The organism is Pseudomonas sp. NPDC008258, from assembly GCF_042956345.1.
GTDB lineage: Bacteria > Pseudomonadota > Gammaproteobacteria > Pseudomonadales > Pseudomonadaceae > Aquipseudomonas.
In genome coordinates this window covers 91,270-110,561 of record NZ_JBIBGE010000010.1, presented here as the reverse complement: position 1 = coordinate 110,561, position 19,292 = coordinate 91,270, and the positions used below count along the sequence as shown (strand labels likewise).

At 61.5% G+C, this 19,292-nt stretch carries 17 protein-coding genes; 14 read left to right on the top strand and 3 right to left on the bottom strand.

Translation table 11 applies throughout. The features are described 5' to 3' along the window. Positions 1-159: 159 nt before the first annotated feature. The 8 genes from rnr to ACFY9W_RS10615 all read left to right on the top strand — a co-directional run bounded on the left by rnr (position 160) and on the right by ACFY9W_RS10615 (position 9,757). The gene (gene rnr / locus ACFY9W_RS10650) at positions 160-2,745 is read left to right on the top strand and encodes a ribonuclease R (protein ID WP_391129457.1); all 2,586 of its coding nucleotides are present in this window, start codon (positions 160-162) and stop codon (positions 2,743-2,745) included. After that, positions 2,742-3,488, top strand: coding sequence for a 23S rRNA (guanosine(2251)-2'-O)-methyltransferase RlmB (rlmB, locus tag ACFY9W_RS10645; protein WP_391129454.1), 747 nt, complete (start codon positions 2,742-2,744; stop codon positions 3,486-3,488). Before rnr ends, rlmB begins: the two co-directional genes overlap by 4 nt. Positions 3,489-3,794: 306 nt before the next feature. Then, positions 3,795-4,220, top strand: a complete 426-nt coding sequence (gene rpsF / locus ACFY9W_RS10640) for a 30S ribosomal protein S6 (protein ID WP_003249557.1) — start codon at positions 3,795-3,797, stop codon at positions 4,218-4,220. 28 nt (positions 4,221-4,248) lie between these two features. Continuing rightward, positions 4,249-4,479, top strand: coding sequence for a 30S ribosomal protein S18 (gene rpsR / locus ACFY9W_RS10635; RefSeq protein ID WP_003249563.1), 231 nt, complete (start codon positions 4,249-4,251; stop codon positions 4,477-4,479). Positions 4,480-4,512: 33 nt separating this feature from the next. Beyond that, positions 4,513-5,376 (top strand): hypothetical protein, encoded by an 864-nt coding sequence (locus ACFY9W_RS10630; protein WP_391129451.1) that lies wholly within the window; start codon positions 4,513-4,515, stop codon positions 5,374-5,376. Positions 5,377-5,396: 20 nt separating this feature from the next. Further along, a complete protein-coding gene (gene rplI, locus ACFY9W_RS10625; protein WP_003249568.1) occupies positions 5,397-5,843 on the top strand; it encodes a 50S ribosomal protein L9 in 447 nt (148 codons plus the stop codon). 111 nt (positions 5,844-5,954) lie between these two features. Continuing rightward, complete coding sequence (gene dnaB, locus ACFY9W_RS10620; protein WP_391129448.1) at positions 5,955-7,352, top strand: replicative DNA helicase; 1,398 nt, start codon at positions 5,955-5,957, stop codon at positions 7,350-7,352. A gap of 104 nt (positions 7,353-7,456) precedes the next feature. Then, positions 7,457-9,757, top strand: coding sequence for a YgiQ family radical SAM protein (locus ACFY9W_RS10615; RefSeq protein ID WP_391129445.1), 2,301 nt, complete (start codon positions 7,457-7,459; stop codon positions 9,755-9,757). A 122-nt stretch (positions 9,758-9,879) separates the two neighbouring features. On the opposite strand, the gene ACFY9W_RS10610 is transcribed toward ACFY9W_RS10615, so the two are convergent. After that, positions 9,880-10,467, bottom strand: coding sequence for a TIGR00730 family Rossman fold protein (locus ACFY9W_RS10610; RefSeq protein ID WP_391129442.1), 588 nt, complete (start codon positions 10,465-10,467; stop codon positions 9,880-9,882). A gap of 349 nt (positions 10,468-10,816) precedes the next feature. Between ACFY9W_RS10610 and azu the strand changes: the two genes are divergently transcribed. After that, on the top strand, positions 10,817-11,266 hold the full coding sequence (gene azu / locus ACFY9W_RS10605) for an azurin (RefSeq protein WP_391129439.1): 450 nt from the start codon (positions 10,817-10,819) through the stop codon (positions 11,264-11,266). Between the two features lie 114 nt (positions 11,267-11,380). Here the strand turns inward: azu and nadE are convergent, their stop codons facing one another. Beyond that, positions 11,381-12,208, bottom strand: a complete 828-nt coding sequence (gene nadE, locus ACFY9W_RS10600; RefSeq protein WP_391129436.1) for an ammonia-dependent NAD(+) synthetase — start codon at positions 12,206-12,208, stop codon at positions 11,381-11,383. Positions 12,209-12,211: 3 nt separating this feature from the next. After that, positions 12,212-13,417, bottom strand: a complete 1,206-nt coding sequence (gene pncB / locus ACFY9W_RS10595) for a nicotinate phosphoribosyltransferase (RefSeq protein WP_391129433.1) — start codon at positions 13,415-13,417, stop codon at positions 12,212-12,214. 526 nt (positions 13,418-13,943) lie between these two features. On the opposite strand from pncB, the gene ACFY9W_RS10590 reads away from it, so the two are divergent. From ACFY9W_RS10590 to ACFY9W_RS10570, 5 genes are all read left to right on the top strand, one after another. After that, complete coding sequence (locus ACFY9W_RS10590) at positions 13,944-15,080, top strand: ABC transporter substrate-binding protein (protein ID WP_391129430.1); 1,137 nt, start codon at positions 13,944-13,946, stop codon at positions 15,078-15,080. Positions 15,081-15,225: 145 nt separating this feature from the next. Further along, positions 15,226-16,140: a branched-chain amino acid ABC transporter permease LivH gene (locus tag ACFY9W_RS10585; protein ID WP_119371591.1), complete on the top strand. Its 915-nt coding sequence runs from the start codon at positions 15,226-15,228 to the stop codon at positions 16,138-16,140. Between the two features lie 2 nt (positions 16,141-16,142). After that, the gene (gene livM / locus ACFY9W_RS10580) at positions 16,143-17,444 is read left to right on the top strand and encodes a high-affinity branched-chain amino acid ABC transporter permease LivM (RefSeq protein ID WP_391129427.1); all 1,302 of its coding nucleotides are present in this window, start codon (positions 16,143-16,145) and stop codon (positions 17,442-17,444) included. Then, a complete protein-coding gene (locus tag ACFY9W_RS10575) occupies positions 17,441-18,316 on the top strand; it encodes an ATP-binding cassette domain-containing protein (protein WP_054900210.1) in 876 nt (291 codons plus the stop codon). The genes livM and ACFY9W_RS10575 overlap by 4 nt, the downstream gene beginning before the upstream one ends. After that, positions 18,313-19,029 carry an ATP-binding cassette domain-containing protein gene (locus ACFY9W_RS10570; protein ID WP_391129423.1) on the top strand — a complete coding sequence of 239 codons (717 nt, stop codon included), beginning with the start codon at positions 18,313-18,315 and terminating at the stop codon, positions 19,027-19,029. The genes ACFY9W_RS10575 and ACFY9W_RS10570 overlap by 4 nt, the downstream gene beginning before the upstream one ends. The last annotated feature ends 263 nt before the right edge of the window (positions 19,030-19,292 follow it).

Sequence of the window (19,292 nt, the reverse complement as noted above, 5' to 3'; positions counted from 1 at the left end):
TCAAGCAAAAAAAATTTCAAAAAATTCAACTTGTTGATTCCACAAGCCTATTCCTGCTGTCTATGCACTGCAGCGGGGGCTGTCCAAGGCCGACATTTCCGGTTTCAATACGCCTATGCCAGAATTCCTATCTATATACCCCAAGGTGAACCCCTTCTGATGGCCGATTGGCAATCCCTCGATCCCGAGGCCGCTCGCGAAGCGGAAAAATACGACAACCCCATTCCCAGCCGTGAGCTGATCCTGCAGCGCCTTGCCGACCGTGGCGAACCCGCTGCGCGCGAGGAGCTGGCGAAAGAGTTTGGTCTGTATGAAGAAGACCAGATCGAAGCCCTGCGCCGTCGCCTGCGTGCCATGGAGCGCGATGGCCAGCTTATCTATACCCGGCGCGGCACTTATGCCCCGGTAGACAAGCTGGACCTGATCTGCGGCCGCATCTCCGGTCACCGCGATGGCTTTGGCTTCCTCATCCCCGATGATGGCAGCGACGACCTGTTCCTCGGCCCGTCGCAAATGCGCCTGGCCTTCGATGGCGACCGCGCGCTGGCGCGTGTTTCCGGTACCGACCGCCGTGGCCGCCGTGAAGGCGTCATCGTCGAGGTCATTTCCCGCGCCCACGAAAGCGTGGTCGGCCGCTACTTCGAAGAAGGCGGCATTGGCTACGTAACCCCGGACAACCCGAAGATCCAGCAAGAAGTGCTGGTAACTGCCGGGCGTAACGGCGGCGCCAAGATTGGCCAGTTCGTCGAAATCAAGATCACCCACTGGCCAACCCCGCGCTTCCAGCCGCAAGGCGACGTGGTCGAAGTCATCGGCAACTACATGGCGCCAGGCATGGAAATCGACGTTGCCCTGCGCAGCTACGACATTCCGCACGTCTGGCCCGATGCTGTAGTCAAGGAAGCGCGCAAGTTCCGCTCCGAAGTCGAGGAGAAGGACAAAGAGAAGCGCGTCGACCTGCGCCACCTGCCGTTCGTCACCATCGACGGCGAGGATGCGCGTGACTTCGACGATGCTGTCTATTGCGAACCGCTGGGCAAGCTGCGCCTGTTCTCCGGTGGCTGGCGCCTGTATGTGGCCATCGCCGATGTGTCCAGCTACGTCCGCCTGGGCTCGGCCCTGGACGTCGAGGCTCAGCAGCGCGGTAACTCGGTGTACTTCCCCGAGCGCGTGGTGCCGATGCTTCCCGAAGAGCTGTCCAACGGCCTGTGCTCGCTGAACCCACATGTCGACCGCTTGGCCATGGTCTGTGAAATGACCATGAACAAAGCCGGCCAGATGGTCGACTACCAGTTCTATGAAGGCGTCATTCACTCCCACGCCCGCCTGACCTACAACAAGGTCAGCAGCATGCTCGAGCACGCCCGCACCCGTGAGGGCAAGGCGCTGCGCGAGGAGTACAAGGAGGTCGTGCCGGACCTGAAGAACCTGTACAACCTGTACAAGGTGCTGGTGGATGCCCGTCACACCCGTGGGGCCATCGACTTCGAAACCCAGGAAACCCGCATCATCTTCGGCGACCAGCGCAAGATCGCGGAAATCCGCCCGACCGTGCGCAACGACGCCCACAAGCTGATCGAGGAATGCATGCTGGCGGCCAACGTCGCCACTGCCGAGTTCCTGCAGAAGCACGGCGTGCCGGCCCTGTACCGTGTGCACGACGGCCCGCCGCCGGAGCGCCTGGAAAAACTGCGCGCCTTCCTGGGCGAACTGGGCCTGAGCCTGCACAAGGGCAAGGACCCGTCGCCGAAGGATTACCAGGCCCTGCTGGCCAGCATCGCCGGGCGCCCGGACTTCCACCTGATCCAGACCGTAATGCTGCGCTCGCTGAGCCAGGCTGTGTACAGCACCGAAAACAACGGTCACTTCGGCCTGAACTACGAGGCGTATACCCACTTCACCTCGCCGATCCGCCGTTACCCGGACCTGCTGGTGCACCGCGCCATCCGCAGCATCATCCGTTCCAAGGTCGATACCCCGCACGTCAAGCGTGCCGGCGCCATGAGCATTCCCAAGGCGCGCATCTACCCATACGACGAGAACACCCTGGAGCAACTCGGCGAGCAGTGCTCGATGACCGAGCGCCGCGCCGATGAGGCCACCCGTGACGTGGTCAATTGGCTGAAGTGCGAGTTCATGAAGGACCGCGTGGGCGAAACCTTCCCGGGCGTGATCACCGCGGTGACCGGTTTCGGCCTGTTCGTCGAACTGACCGACATCTATGTAGAAGGCCTGGTGCACGTCAGTGCACTGCCGGGCGACTACTACCACTTTGACCCAGTGCATCACCGCCTGTCGGGCGAGCGCACCGGGCGCAGCTTCCGCCTGGGCGATACCATCGAAGTCAAGGTCATGCGCGTCGACCTGGACGAGCGCAAGATCGACTTCGAAGTGTCGGACAAGACCCTTGCTGCGCCGATCGGCCGCAAGCAGCGCGGCGCTGCGCCGGCAGCCGACAAGGCTGAGCAACAGCCGGTGACCGAGGCGAAAGCCACGCCCAAGCCGCGTAGCCGCAAGAGCGAAACCGCCGAGGCGTACTTCCCGAAAGACGCCGTGCAGCGCAACGCCGAGGTGCGCAAGAGCCGCGAAATGAAAAAGGCGCTGATGAGCGAGGCGCGCAGTGGCGGCCATGCCAGCAGCAAGTCGGACAAAGGTGGTAAGCCCTCCGGTTCCGGCAAGCCGACCAAGCACCGTAAAGGCCCGCCGAAGTCCGGTGCGCCACGCAAGAGCAAGAGCAAGTCATGAGTCAGCTGGAAAAGATCTACGGCGTGCACGCCGTGCAGGCATTGCTGCAGCACCATCCGAAGCGGGTCAAGCAGATCTGGCTCTCGGAAGGGCGCAGCGAGCCACGCCTGCAGGCGCTGCTGGCGCTGGCTGCGGAAAACCGCGTGCAGGTTGGCCAGGCCGAGCGCCGTGAGATGGATGCCTGGGTCGAAGGCGTGCACCAGGGCGTGGTTGCCGAGGTGAGCCCGAGCCAGGTGTGGGGCGAACTGATGCTCGAGGAACTGCTTGAGCGTACCGAAACTCCACCGCTGATTCTGGTGCTGGACGGTGTCACCGACCCGCACAACCTCGGCGCATGCTTGCGCACGGCCGATGCTGCCGGTGCCACGGCGGTGGTCGTGCCCAAGGACAAGTCGGCAACCCTTACCCCGGTGGTGCGCAAGGTTGCTTGCGGCGCTGCCGAGGTGATTCCGCTGGTGGCCGTGACCAACCTGGCGCGTACCCTGGAGAAGTTGCAGCAACGCGGCCTGTGGGTGGTCGGTACCGCGGGCGAGGCCGAGCAGGAGATCTACCAGCAGGACCTGACCGGGCCGCTGGTGATGATCATGGGCGCGGAAGGCAAGGGCATGCGCCGGCTGACCCGCGATCATTGCGATTTCCTGGTGAAGTTGCCGATGGGCGGTAGTGTCAGCAGCCTGAACGTTTCGGTGGCGACCGGGGTTTGCCTGTTCGAGGCCGTGCGTCAGCGCCAGGCCAAACGCTGATCTATAGCCTGTACCGGCCCTATCGCCGGCAAGCCAGCTCCCACAGGTACACCACAAGGCTCAGCACCTGTGGCGATCCTGTGGGAGCTGGCTTGCCGGCGATAGGGCCAGTGCAGGCATAAAGTGTTTCAGGCTGTTCAAATATTCGCCAATTGCCTTGCTTGTGCGCAACGCCTTCTCTACAATTGCGCCCCTTGCCGAGCTGGCAGGCGCGCATGTGCCTCCCCTCCGTGCAAGACATACAGTGTCATTCACTCCTTGTCTGACCAGATTCCCTGGCAGACTACTAACCCGTAAGGAGCATTCATGCGTCATTACGAAATCATCTTCCTGGTTCACCCGGACCAGAGCGAGCAAGTCGGCGGCATGGTTGAGCGTTACACCAAGCTGATCGAAGAAGACGGTGGCAAAATCCACCGCCTGGAAGACTGGGGCCGTCGTCAACTGGCCTACGCAATCAACAATGTTCACAAGGCTCACTACGTGATGCTGAACGTTGAGTGCACCGGCAAGGCCCTGGCCGAGCTGGAAGACAACTTCCGCTACAACGATGCCGTTATCCGTAACCTGGTCATCCGTCGCGACGAAGCCGTTACCGGTCAGTCCGAGATGCTGAAGGCTGAAGAAAACCGCAGCGAGCGCCGTGAGCGTCGTGAGCGTCCTGAGCATGCTGACTCCGCCGAAGGCGACGACAGCAATGACAGCGACTCCAGCGATAACGCTGACGAGTAATCCACGGACCTTTAGAGGAGCCTATTAAATGGCACGTTTCTTCCGTCGTCGTAAATTCTGCCGCTTCACTGCTGAAGACGTGAAAGAGATCGACTTCAAAGATCTCAACACCCTGAAAGCTTACGTATCCGAAACCGGCAAGATCGTTCCAAGCCGTATCACCGGTACCAAAGCTCGTTATCAGCGTCAGCTGGCTACCGCTATCAAGCGCGCCCGCTTCCTGGCCCTGCTGCCCTACACCGACAGCCACGGCCGCTGAGACCGGGTCGTCGACAAGTAGTAAGGGATTAGCATGCGAGCGTTAGCAAGTTTCATCATGCGCGGTCGTGTGCAGGCCACCCTCGTGGTGGTCATCAGCGCGGTACTGCCGCTGCTGTTCTGGTTGAGTGCCGCTGCTGGCAGCCTTGTGCTGCTGCGGCGTGGGTTCAAGGATGCTACATCGGTCATCGCTGGCGGCTTGCTCGCCGGGCTGGCCGTGTGGGTCATGGGCGATCCCATCACCTTTCTGGTGATTGCGGGTGCCGTGGCCTTGGCCGCCATGTTGCGTGCCGATCATCCCTGGAGCCGGGTGTTGGTGGTCAGTGCCGTGTTCGCCGTGGCTTTCAGCCTCGTGCTCGATCTGGTGCTGGCACAAACCTTCGATGTGCTGGCCAAGGCGTTTCCCGAAGCCATGCCGCAAATCGAGGGGCAACCGGTGCTCTCCGGTGAGCTGATCCGCCCTGTGCTGGTCGCTTCCACAGCAGTGACGGTGCAATTGTTCAGTGTGCTGGCCTTGGTGCTGGCGCGCTATTGGCAGGCAGCGTTGTACAACCCTGGAGGCTTCGGTCGCGAGTTTCGCGCCCTGAAGTTGCCCAAACAGACCATGGCGGTCTTGGTGGCAGTGATGGTGGTGGCCCCGTTCATCGGGTCGCAGTTCATCATCCTGGCATCGGCTTCGAGCCTGGTACTGGTGCTGGCCGGCATCGCCTTGATGCATGGGCTGGTGGCACAGGGTCGACTGGCCGGTTTCTGGCTGGTGGGCATGTACGTGACGTTGCCGCTGATCATGCAGCTGATTTATCCGTTACTGATGGTTTTGGCCATTGTCGACAGCCTGATTGATTTTCGCGGTCGCAAGTCCCCCAAGGGGAATGACTCCGCGAACGGTGAAGGTTAAAAGTTAAGAGGTTTTACCAAATGGAACTGATCCTGCTGGAAAAAGTCGCTAACCTGGGCAACCTGGGCGACAAAGTAAAAGTTAAGGCTGGTTACGGCCGTAACTTCCTGCTGCCATTCGGCAAGGCCACCGTTGCCAACGCCGCCAACCTGGCTGCGTTCGAAGAGCGTCGCGCCGAGCTGGAAAAAGCAGCCGCTGACAAGAAAGCTTCGGCTGAAAGCCGCGCTGCCCAACTGGCCGAGCTGGAAGTGACCATCACTGCCACCGCTGGCGACGAAGGCAAGCTGTTCGGTTCGATCGGCACCCACGACATCGCTGACGCTCTGACCGCCTCCGGCGTTGAAGTAGCCAAGGCTGAAGTTCGTCTGCCGAACGGCACCATCCGTCAAGTTGGCGAATACGACGTAGCCGTGCACCTGCACAGCGACGTTGAAGCCACCGTACGCGTGGTTGTCGTAGCTGCCTAAGCTGCGCTGACTGGCTGGCTCCTTGCGAGCCAGGCGGTTAACATCGGGCACGGTCCTGTTTTACAGGCCGTGCCCTTTGTCTTTTTCGTCCTCCAGAATTCTTTCGTGGCCATGAACGAGATCACTACCTCCGAACAGCTAGACCTGCAAACCGCAGCCCTTAAGGTGCCGCCGCATTCCATCGAGGCCGAACAGGCCGTGCTCGGTGGCCTGATGCTGGACAACAACGCCTGGGAGCGAGTGCTGGATCAGGTGTCGGACGGTGACTTCTACCGGCATGACCACCGCCTGATCTTCCGTGCCGTGCACAAGTTGGCCGACGCCAACCAGCCATTCGACGTGGTGACCCTGCACGAGCAACTGGACAAGGAAGGCCTCTCTTCGCAAATCGGCGGCCTGGCGTACCTGGCCGAGCTGGCCAAGAACACCCCGTCGGTGGCCAACATCAAGGCCTACGCCGCGATCATTCGCGAACGGGCTACGTTGCGCCAGCTGATCAGCATCAGTACCGACATCGCCGACAACGCCTTCAACCCCCAAGGGCGTAACGCCGAAGAAATCCTCGACGATGCCGAACGGCAGATCTTCCAGATCGCCGAGGCCCGGCCGAAAACCGGTGGCCCGGTGGGCGTCAACGAGCTGTTGACCATGGCCATCGACCGTATCGATACGCTGTTCAACTCCGACAGTGATATCACCGGTATCTCCACCGGTTACACCGACCTGGACGAGAAAACCAGCGGCTTGCAAGCGGCTGACCTGATCATCGTCGCGGGTCGTCCGTCGATGGGTAAGACCACCTTCGCCATGAACCTGGTGGAAAACGCCGTGCTGCGCAGCGAAAAGGCGGTGCTGGTGTTCTCCCTCGAGATGCCAGGTGAATCGCTGATCATGCGTATGCTCTCGTCCCTTGGCCGAATCGACCAGACCAAGGTACGTTCCGGCCAGCTGGACGACGACGACTGGCCGCGCCTGACCTCGGCAGTGAACCTGCTCAACGACCGCAAGCTGTTCATCGACGATACCGCCGGCATCAGCCCGTCGGAAATGCGGGCGCGTACCCGTCGCCTGGCGCGTGAGCACGGTGAAATCGGCATGATCATGGTCGACTACCTGCAGCTCATGCAGATCCCGGGTTCGGCCGGTGACAACCGTACCAACGAAATTTCCGAGATCTCCCGCTCGCTCAAGGCCCTGGCCAAGGAGTTCAACTGCCCGGTCATCGCCCTGTCGCAGCTGAACCGCTCCCTGGAACAGCGCCCGAACAAACGCCCGGTGAACTCCGACTTGCGTGAATCCGGTGCAATCGAGCAGGACGCCGACGTGATCATGTTCGTGTACCGCGACGAGGTGTACCACCCCGAGACCGAGCACAAGGGCGTGGCGGAAATCATCATCGGTAAACAGCGTAACGGCCCTATCGGCTTTGTGCGCCTGGCGTTTATTGGCAAGTACACCCGCTTCGAGAACCTTGCGCCGGGGATGTACAACTTCGACGACGACGAATAAGCCACTGGCCTCACAGGAATCCGACAACCACCGTCGGATTTGGTCAAAATTTGTGCTATATTCCGCGCCCGCGATTTCCCTGTACACCAGAACCGGTCACTGACATGCAAGCAGCCAAACCACTCTACGACTATCCCAAGTACTGGGCCGAATGCTTCGGGCCAGCACCTTTCCTGCCAATGAGCAGGGAGGAGATGGATCTGCTCGGCTGGGACTCCTGCGACATCATCATCGTGACCGGGGACGCCTACGTCGACCACGCCTCGTTCGGCATGGCCATCATCGGCCGCCTGCTGGAGGCCCAGGGCTTCCGCGTGGGCATCATTGCGCAGCCGAACTGGCAGTCCAAAGACGATTTCATGAAGCTCGGCGAGCCGAACCTGTTCTTCGGTGTGGCCGCAGGCAACATGGACTCGATGATCAACCGCTACACCGCGGACAAGAAAATCCGCTCTGACGACGCCTATACCCCGGGTGGCCTGGCCGGCAAGCGCCCGGACCGTGCCAGCCTGGTGTACAGCCAGCGCTGCAAGGAAGCCTACAAGCACGTACCGATCGTGCTGGGTGGCATCGAGGCTTCGCTGCGCCGCATTGCCCACTACGACTATTGGCAGGACAAGGTTCGCCATTCGATCCTGATCGACGCCAGCGCCGATATCCTGCTGTACGGCAACGCCGAGCGGGCCATTGTCGAAGTGGCCCAGCGCCTGTCCCAGGGCGAGAAGATCGAGAGCATCACCGACGTACGCGGCACCGCCTTCGTACGCCGTGATACCCCTCAGGGCTGGTACGAGATCGACTCCACCCGCATCGACCGCCCAGGCCGCGTCGACAAGATCATCAACCCGTACGTGAACACCCAGGACACCCAGGCTTGCGCCATCGAGCAGGCCAAGGGTGACCAGGAAGACCCGAACGAAGCCAAGGTCGTGCAGATTCTCGACAGCCCGAGCGTGACGCGCGAGAAGTCGGTGATCCGCCTGCCATCGTTCGAAAAAGTGCGTAACGACCCGGTACTCTATGCCCACGCCAACCGCGTGCTGCACCTGGAGACCAACCCGGGCAACGCCCGCGCCCTGGTACAGAAGCATGGCGAAGTGGATGTGTGGTTCAACCCGCCACCCATCCCCATGACTACCGAAGAGATGGACTACGTGTTCGGCATGCCCTACGCGCGTATTCCGCACCCGGCCTATGGCAAGGAGCGCATCCCGGCCTACGAGATGATCCGCTTCTCGGTGAACATCATGCGTGGCTGCTTCGGTGGCTGCACCTTCTGCTCGATCACCGAGCACGAAGGCCGCATCATCCAGAACCGCTCGCATGAGTCGATCCTGCACGAGATCGAAGAAATGCGTGACAAGGTGCCGGGCTTCACTGGCGTGGTCTCCGACCTTGGCGGCCCGACCGCCAACATGTACCGCATCGCCTGCAAGAGCCACGACATCGAGAAGCACTGCCGCAAGCCGTCTTGCGTGTTCCCGGGCATTTGCGAAAACCTCAACACCGACCATAGTTCGCTGATCGAGTTGTACCGCAAGGCCCGTGCCTTGCCGGGTGTGAAGAAGATCCTGATTGCCTCGGGCCTGCGCTACGACCTGGCCGTGGAATCGCCGGAGTACGTCAAGGAACTGGTTACCCACCACGTGGGTGGCTACCTGAAGATTGCCCCGGAGCACACCGAGCGTGGCCCGCTGGACAAGATGATGAAGCCGGGTATCGGCACCTACGACCGCTTCAAGCGCATGTTCGAGAAGTTCTCGAAAGAGGCGGGCAAGGAGCAGTACCTGATCCCGTACTTCATCGCCGCGCACCCGGGCACCACCGACGAAGACATGATGAACCTGGCCCTGTGGCTGAAAGGCAACGGCTTCCGTGCCGACCAGGTGCAGGCGTTCTACCCGTCGCCGATGGCTTCGGCCACGGCCATGTACCACTCGGGCAAGAACCCGCTGCGCAAGGTGACCTACAAGAGCGAAGGGGTTGAGATCGTCAAGAGCGAAGAGCAGCGCCGCCTGCACAAGGCGTTCTTGCGCTACCACGACCCGAAGGGCTGGCCGATGCTGCGTGAAGCGCTTGAGCGCATGGGCCGTGCTGACCTGATCGGCCCGGGCAAGCACCAGCTGATCCCGCTGCACCAGCCGCAGACTGATACTTACCAGAGCGCGCGCCGCAAGAATTCGACGCCAGCGGGCAGCCACAAGGTAGGCAAGGATCAGAAGATCCTCACCCAGCACACCGGGCTGCCACCGCGTGCCAGTGATGGTAGCAAGCCGTGGGACAAGCGCGAGAAGGCCAAGGCCGAGGCGTTTGCGCGTAACGAGAAGGCGGCCAAGGAGCGCAAGGAAGCGGCCAAAGGCGGCAAGGGCAACAAGAAGCCGCGCCAGCCCGTCATCCCGCGCTGATCTTGAAAGCTACATAGAACCCTGTGGGAGCGGGCGTGCCCGCGAATGCGATGGTGGATTCACTGCCGCATTCGCGGGCATGCCCGCTCCCACAGGTTAGGTGTTCGGCCTGCTGATCGAGGTCAATCAGGCTTCTTGTCGACCCACTTCGGCGCCACCGGCGCAACAAAGCTGTCCATCCCGTCCAGCAGCTCATCCGGCTGCTGCCCCAGCAGCAACATCGCCCGGTGCTGCGGCCGCACGAAACCTTCTTCGACGATATGGTCGAGGAACCCGCCCAACTTGTCGTAAAAGCCATTCACATCGAGTAGCCCCAGCGGCTTGGCGTGATAGCCCAGTTGCCCCCAGGTCCACACTTCGAACAGTTCTTCCAGCGTACCCAGCCCACCCGGCAGGGCGATAAATGCATCACTCAGCTCGGCCATGCGGGCCTTGCGCGCATGCATGCCATCCACCACTTCCAGGCGCGTCAGGCCTTTGTGGCCGACTTCAGCGTCCAGCAGGCTTTGCGGGATGATGCCGACCACTTCGCCACCGGCTGCCATGGCCGCGTCGGCCACCACGCCCATCAGGCCTACGGCACCGCCGCCATACACCAGGGTCAGCCCACGGCGGGCAATGGCCTGGCCGAGCGCGACGGCAGCTTCACGGTAAGCAGGGTTGGCGCCGATGCTGGCGCCGCAGAACACACAAACGGAACGTACGGGCATTGCTCATCTCCTGTTACTCAGCTGTACAGGGTACGGCGCATGCCCGTTGCTTCCAAGGCCACTTTCATTCGGGGCGGGAGAATTCGCAGATGGCACCAGTGGCGCCGTGGGCGTAGGCGGCGAGCAGGCTGTTGAGGAATTGGGAGATGGGCATTTGGTATTGCTCCTAAATGAGAGGTTGTCCCATCGTCTATTAAAAGGGCATGATGTGCCCTTAGATTGGTTGTATACAATCCATTGAACAATTCTACTGGCTGGCCTCTTGACACCCCCTTGACCCATATCAGCAGGGGGATGAACGGTTTCAGGCAGTCTCGCAATTGATAAAACCCTGCCAAGGAGATTCATGATGTTTGCGAAAGCTGTAGCGGTATCCCTGCTGACCCTCGCCAGCGCCTCTGTCTTTGCAGCCGAGTGCTCGGTGACTGTCGAGTCGACCGACCAGATGTCCTATACCACCAAGGAATTCACCGTCGACAAGAGCTGCAAGGAATTCACCGTCAAACTGACCCACTCCGGCAACCTGCCGAAGAACGTCATGGGTCACAACCTGGTGATCAGCAAGACTGCCGACATGCAGGCAATTGCCACTGAAGGCATGAGCCAGGGCCTGGAGAAGGGTTACCTGAAAGAAGACAATGCCAACATCATTGCCCACACCGCGATGATCGGTGCGCCGGAAAAAGAAACCGAAGTGAAGTTCGACACTTCCAAGCTGGAAGCCGGTGGTGACTACAGCTTCTTCTGCACCTTCCCGGGCCACATCTCGATGATGAAGGGCAAGGTCGTCGTCAAGTAATGACAGCTGTCTAGGCCTCTAGGGCCTATTCGCGGGCTCGCCCGCTCCCACAGGATAGCCACTGTTCTCAAGGGCAGTGGTTATCCTGTGGGAGCGGGCGAGCCCGCGAAGCTTTTATGGGGCGAACGGCAGTTCGCGCTTGTGCTGGGTCTTGCGGTAGGTGGCGACGATGATGTCGAACGCTGCCTGGTCAACCGGCAACCCATGCAGGAAGGCATCGATCTGCTGGTAGGTCACGCCATGCGACGCTTCGTCCGGCTTGCCTGGTTCCAGGTCTTCCAGGTCGGCAGTCGGCACCTTTTCCACCAGTGACTCCGGCGCACCAAAGCTGCGCGCAATCGCCCGTACCTGGTTCTTCACCAGCCCGCTCAGCGGCGCCAGGTCGCAGGCACCATCACCAAACTTGGTAAAGAAGCCCATCACCGCCTCGGCGGCGTGGTCGGTACCGATTACCAGGCCTGCGCGTGCGCCGGCGATGGTGTACTGGGCAACCATGCGCGTGCGCGCCTTGACGTTGCCGACCACGAAGTCGACCAGGGTTGGCGAGCCGTTCTTCAGCTCCACCACTTCCGCCGCCAATGCCCGTACTGCCGGGGCAATGTCCACGGTGTGCACTTCATCGGCCTTGATCACCTCCAGGCAAGCCTGGGCATCATGCTCGTCATGCTGCACCTGGTACGGCAGGCGCACGGCAATGAAGGTGTATGCCTGGTCGCCGGTTTCGGCGCGCAGTTCATTCACGGCGCGCTGGGCGAGCAGGGCGGCGGTCAGCGAGTCGACACCGCCGCTGATGCCCAGCACCAGGGTCTTGAGCCGGGCGTTGGCCAGGCAGTCCTTGATGAACGCCACGCGCCGAGCGACTTCGGCCTCGAGCGCGGCGGTGTCGGCGAACGGCGGCTGTACCTTCAGCGCCTGGGCAATCTCTTGCTGAACCGCTTGCATGGGTTACTCCTTGCTGGGGACTTTGAATACGTGGCGCATATAGGCGACGAAGTTCTCGTCGCGGCATTGGGTCTTGGCGGCTTCGTCCGAGATCTTGGCCACTGGCGCGCCGTTGCAGTCGGTCATTTTAAGCACGATGTTCATCGGGGCCACACCCGGTATGTCGCAAGTCAGGTTGGTGCCGATGCCAAAACTGACGTTGATGCGACCGCGCAGGGCACGGAATATCTCCAGCGAGCGGGTCAGGTTGAGGCCATCGGAGAACACCAGGGTCTTGGTCATGGGGTCGATACCCAGTTTCTGGTAGTGGGCTATGGCCTTCTCTGCCCAGGCCACCGGCTCGCCCGAGTCGTGGCGCAGGCCGTCGAACAGCTTGGCAAAGTACAGGTCGAAATCGCCGAGGAAGGCGTCCATGGTGATGCAATCGGTCAGGGCGATGCCGAGCAGCCCGCGGTACTCGCGTACCCAGCAGTCCAGCGCGGCGATCTGGCTGTCGATCAGGCGCGGGCCGAGCTGCTGGTGGGCCATGATCCACTCATGGGCCATGGTGCCCAGTGGCTTGATATCCAGTTTCCATGCCAGGTCGACGTTACTGGTGCCGACGAAACGGGCCGGGAAGTCGTCGCGCAATACCCGCACCACTTCTTCCTGCACGCGGCTGGAAAAACGCCGACGGGTGCCGAAGTCGGCTACCTGCAGGTCGGCCAGTTCATCGTCACTGGCATGCGCACGCAGCCAGTCGAACTTGCGGTACAGCTGGTCCCGGGCTTCGGCCAGCCGCATGTGCGGGTGCAGTTGGCGGTTGCGCACTTCGCTGATGATGGCCAGTAGCGGCACTTCGAACAGGATTACGTGCAGCCACGGGCCCTTCAGGCGCAGGAACAGTTGATCGTTTTCGATACCGACGCGTACGTAGCGCAGGTTGAAGCGAAACAGCCGCAGAAAGCGCAGGAAATCGGGCTTGAGGAAGCTGATGCGTTCGAGGAAAGCCAGTTGGCCATCATCCAGCGTGAGGTCGCTGAGCAGTTCGAGCTGGTGACGGATCTCGCCCAGGTAAGGGCGCAGGTCCTCGCCGTTGCGGCAGCGGAATTCCCATTCGACGTCAGCGTCCGGGTAGTTGTGCAACACGCCCTGCATCATGGTGAGTTTGTAGAAGTCGGTGTCGAGCAGGTTGTGCACGATGCGCTCGGCGAATGCGCTCTCGCTCATCAAAGGGGGCTCCGGAAGCGGCGAATGGCGGACATTGTGCCAGCCTTTTATACCTTGTGTGGCTGTTCCGGCCCTTTCGCGGGCTCGCCCGCTCCCACAACGACCCCACTTGGCCCAAGGGTGTTGCGCTACCTGTGGGAGCGGGCAAGCCCGCGAAGAGGCCGGAACAGCCAAAACAGAGGTGTTTTTCCGTGCACCGGCTAGCCTTGAAACGGTGCCGCCTGTAGCAGTCGCGCACCAGCGGTGTGCACTTCGGTGACGTCCGCTGTTACAGGCTGGTTGCACGTAAACACTTGTCGGGGTTGCAATGATGGCACCGTACGGTTGCTCCTTGTCTGTACGTGTGGTGGCGCCTGCCGCGTGGCAGACGGTTGCACGCTCAATAAAGAAAAGGCCGTCGGTCGCTTGCTGGCGCCCGTCACAGTGTGTTTTCCCGGAAGACAAAACCTATGGCACGGCCCTTGCTCTGAGCACAGGGTTGAGAAGTTGTAGTGCCAACCAAAAAAAACTCTAGGAGCACCACCTCATGTCGCAGACGTTTTACAAGAAAGGTTTCCTGGCTCTGGCCGTGGCTACAGCACTGGGTGTTTCTTCGTATGTTCAGGCCGACGTCAAGATCGGTGTAGCGGGCCCCATGACCGGGGCGAACGCAGCGTTTGGCGAGCAGTACATGAAAGGTGCGCAGGCAGCGGCCAACAAGATCAACGCCGCCGGTGGCGTGAATGGCGAGAAAATCGTCCTGGTGAAGGGTGATGACGCCTGCGAGCCGAAGCAGGCCGTGGCCGTGGCCAACCGCCTGGTCGACCAGGACAAGGTGATCGGTGTGGTCGGGCACTTCTGCTCCTCCAACACCATTCCGGCGTCCGAGGTGTATGACGAGGCGGGCGTCATCGCCATCACCCCAGGCTCGACCAACCCACAGGTTACCGAGCGCGGCCTGAGCGCCATGTTCCGCATGTGTGGCCGTGACGACCAGCAGGGCATCGTCGCCGGCGACTACATCGTTGATGTGCTCAAGGGCAAGAAAGTTGCGGTGCTGCATGACAAGGACACCTACGGCCAAGGCCTGGCCGACGCCACCAAGGCGCAGCTGGAAAAACGCGGCGTCAAGCCTGTGCTGTACGAAGGCCTGACCCGTGGCGAGAAAGACTTCAGCGCCGTGGTTACCAAGATCCGCTCCACCGGTGCCGACGTGGTGTATTTCGGTGGCCTGCACCCAGAGGCCGGCCCGCTGGTACGCCAGCTGCGCGAGCAGGGCCTGAAGGACGTCAAGTTCATGTCCGATGACGGCATCGTTACCGACGAACTGGTGGCCACGGCCGGCGGCGCGCAATACGTCGATGGCGTGTACATGACCTTCGGCGCCGACCCGCGCCTGCTGCCAGACAGCAAGGCGGTGGTGGAAGAGTTCCGCAAGGCCGGTACCGAACCTGAAGGCTACACCCTGTACGCCTATGCCTCGCTGCAGGCCCTGGCCGCTGCTTTCAACGGCTCCAAGTCGAACAAGGGCGAAGACGCTGCCAAGTGGCTGAAGGCCAACCCGGTGCAGACCGTAATGGGCGAGAAGAAGTGGGACAGCAAGGGTGACCTGACCGTCTCCGACTACGTGGTCTACCAGTGGGACAAGGACGGTAAATACCACCAGCTGGAAAAACAAAAATAATAACGGCCCACGGCCCGGGCTGATGCTCGGGCCCAAGCCCCGCGGTACCTGTCTTTATTTCGGAGATCTGCACGGTTCTGCGCCGCTTGGGGCCGCTTCATCCGTGGCCGGCGCCCGTGCAGTCTCACTCAGGTGAGATTGCGTTATGGATGGTATTTTCCTGCAGCAACTGGTCAACGGCCTGACCCTCGGGTCGGTCTATGGCCTGATCGCCATCGGCTACACAATGGTCTATGGCATCATCGGCATGATCAACTTCGCGCACGGCGAGGTGTACATGATTTCCGCGTACCTCGCGGCAATCAGCCTGGCATTGCTGGCTTATTTCGGTATCGAGTCGTTCCCCCTGCTGATGTTGGGCACGTTGTTGTTCACCATCGTCGTCACGGGCGTGTACGGCTTCACCATCGAGCGCATCGCCTACAAACCCCTGCGTAACTCCACCCGCCTGGCACCGCTTATCAGTGCCATCGGCATCTCGCTGATCCTGCAGAACTACGCACAGATCAGCCAGGGTGCCCGCCAGCAAGGCGTGCCGACCCTGCTTGAAGGGGCATTGCGCGTCGAAGTCGGTACCGGCTTCGTGCAACTGACCTACACCAAGATCTTCATCCTGATTGCCGCCTTCGTGGGCATGGGGCTGCTCACCTACGTGATCAAGTACACCAAGCTCGGCCGCATGTGCCGTGCCACCCAGCAAGACCGCAAGATGGCCTCGATCCTGGGCATCAACACCGACCGGGTGATTTCGTACGTGTTTGTCATCGGTGCGGTAATGGCCGCCCTGGCAGGTGTGTTGATCACCATGAACTACGGCACCTTCGACTTCTACGCCGGCTTCATCATCGGCATCAAGGCGTTCACCGCCGCCGTACTCGGTGGTATCGGCTCACTGCCTGGCGCCATGCTTGGCGGCATCATCCTGGGGATTTCCGAGTCGCTGTTCTCTGGCCTGATCAACTCCGACTACAAGGACGTGTTCAGCTTCTCGCTGCTGGTGATGATCCTTATCTTCCGCCCACAAGGCCTGCTGGGTCGCCCGCTCGTGGCTAAGGTGTGAACATGTCCGTTGCCAAAACTGCCTCTGCTTCCGAAACCAAGGGTTTCGACCTTAAACGCAGCCTGCTGGAGACCATCGTCGCCGGCCTGCTGGCACTCATTGTGTTTGGCCCGGTCGTTGGCGTGGTGCTCGACGGCTACAGCTTCAATGCCGAGCCGCGCCGCGTGGCCTGGCTGGTAGGTGGGGTGATGCTGGGGCGCTTCCTGCTCAGCCTGTACCTGCAGACCGCCGCTGGTGCGCGCATGCTCCAGGTTTTCGATAGCGGCGGCTCGGGCGTGCATGTGAACGCACCGGACTACAAGTCGCGCTTGCGCTACATCATCCCCGCGCTGGTGGTGATTGCCATCGTCTTCCCGATCTTCGCCAACAAGTACCTGCTGACCGTGGTCATCCTCGGCCTGATCTACGTGTTGCTGGGCCTTGGCCTGAATATCGTGGTCGGCCTGGCCGGCCTGCTCGACCTGGGTTACGTGGCGTTCTACGCCATTGGCGCCTACGGCCTGGCGCTGGGTTACCAGTACCTCGGCCTGGGCTTCTGGAGCGTACTGCCCTTGGCAGCCATCGCCGCAGCGCTGGCGGGGTGTATCCTCGGCTTCCCGGTGCTAAGGATGCACGGTGACTACCTGGCGATCGTGACCCTGGGCTTTGGCGAGATCATCCGGCTGGTGCTGAACAACTGGCTGTCGTTCACAGGTGGCCCCAACGGCATGCCGGCGCCGTCGCCAACCTTCTTCGGCCTGGAGTTCGGCCGCCGGGCCAAGGACGGCGGGGTGCCGATCCATGAGTTCTTCGGCTTTGAATACAACGCCAACCTCAAGTTCGTGTTCATCTACGCGGTGCTGTTCCTGGTCGTGCTGGCGGTGCTGTACATCAAGCACCGCCTGACCCGCATGCCGGTCGGCCGGGCGTGGGAAGCACTGCGCGAAGACGAGATCGCCTGCCGTTCGATGGGCCTGAACCACGTACTGGTCAAGCTTTCGGCCTTCACCCTGGGTGCCTCCACCGCCGGCCTGGCCGGGGTGTTCTTTGCCACCTACCAGGGCTTCGTCAACCCGTCGTCGTTTACCTTCTTCGAATCGGCGCTGATCCTCGCCATCGTCGTACTGGGCGGCATGGGCTCGACCGTGGGCGTGGTGATCGCAGCGTTCGTGCTGACCGTGGCGCCGGAGCTGCTGCGCAGCTTCTCCGAATACCGGGTACTGCTGTTCGGTGTGTTGATGGTGCTGATGATGATCTGGCGACCGCGTGGGCTGATCCGCATCAGCCGTACCGGTGTGACCCCGCGTAAAGGAGTGGCGCCATGAGCGACGAAATCATTCTCTCGGTCGACAACCTGATGATGCAGTTCGGCGGCATCAAGGCGCTCAGCGACGTCAGCCTGAAGGTCAAGCGCAACCAGATCTTCGCCCTGATCGGCCCCAACGGCGCCGGCAAGACCACCGTGTTCAACTGCCTGACCGGCTTCTACAAGGCCAGCGGCGGGCGTATCGAGCTGAACGTACGCGGCAGCCACACCAACGTCATCCAGCTGCTTGGCGAGCGCTTCCAGGCGGCCGACTTCGTGTCGCCGGCGCGCTTTGCCAACCGCCTGTACTACAAGATGTTCGGCGGTACTCACCTGGTCAACCGCGCAGGCCTGGCGCGCACCTTCCAGAACATTCGCCTGTTCAAGGAAATGTCGGTGGTGGAGAACCTGTTGGTAGCCCAGCACATGTGGGTCAACCGCAACCTGCTGGCCGGGGTGCTCAACACCAAGGCCTACCGCAAGGCCGAGAGCGATGCGCTGGACCACGCCTTCTACTGGCTGGAAGTGGTCGACCTGGTCGACTGTGCCAACCGCCTGGCCGGCGAGTTGTCGTACGGCCAGCAGCGCCGCCTGGAAATTGCCCGGGCCATGTGCACGCGGCCAAAGATCATCTGCCTGGACGAACCGGCAGCCGGCCTGAACCCGCAGGAAACCGAAGCCCTCAGCCGCATGATCCGGGTGCTCCGGGACGAGCATGACATTACCGTGGTGCTGATCGAGCACGACATGGGCATGGTCATGAGCATTTCCGACCATATCGTGGTGCTGGACCACGGCAACGTGATTGCCGAAGGCGCCCCGCAGGACATCCGCCACAACCCGACGGTGATCGCCGCCTACCTGGGTGCAGACGAAGAGGAACTGGTATGAGTGCACCCATTCTCGAGCTGAAAGACCTGGACGTGTTCTACGGGCCGATCCAGGCGCTGAAAAAGGTGTCGATGCACATCAACGAGGGCGAGACGGTCAGCCTGATCGGTGCCAACGGTGCCGGCAAGTCGACCTTGCTGATGTCGATCTTCGGCCAGCCGCGGGCGGCCGCTGGGCACATTGTGTACCGCGGCACCGACATCACCCGCAAGTCGTCGCACTACATTGCCTCCAACGGCATTGCCCAGTCGCCGGAAGGGCGCCGGGTGTTCCCCGACATGACCGTCGAGGAGAACCTGATGATGGGCACCATCCCCATCGGCGACAAACATGCCGCCGAAGACATGCAGCGCATGTACGAGTTGTTCCCACGGCTGAAGGAGCGGCGCAACCAGCGGGCCATGACCATGTCCGGGGGCGAGCAGCAGATGCTGGCCATCGCCCGTGCGCTGATGAGCCGGCCGAAGTTGCTGCTGCTGGACGAGCCCTCGCTGGGGCTGGCGCCGATCGTGGTCAAGCAGATCTTTTCGACCTTGCGTGAGCTGGCCAAGAGCGGGATGACCATCTTCCTGGTGGAGCAGAACGCCAACCATGCGCTGAAGCTGTCGGACCGGGCGTATGTGATGGTCAACGGGCAGATCCGCATGACCGGGACCGGGCAGGAACTGTTGGTCAACGAAGAGGTGCGTAACGCCTATCTTGGCGGGCATTGAGTTGAATTCGGGGCCGCTTTGCAGCCCATCGCAGGCAAGCCAGCTCCCACAGGAATCTCACAAGCCCTGAGAGCAACGCAGTACCTGTGGGAGCTGGCTTGCCTGCGATGGGCTGCAAAGCAGCCCCATTCCAAATGTGGACAACTTGTCGCGCACCTCTCGCCATACGCATCACCATCCCATCCCAAGCCCTTGTTTCCACAGGCCAGATCTTTTCCACGGATAATGTGGAACCGCCTGTGGAAAACATGGTGGCATCTCGC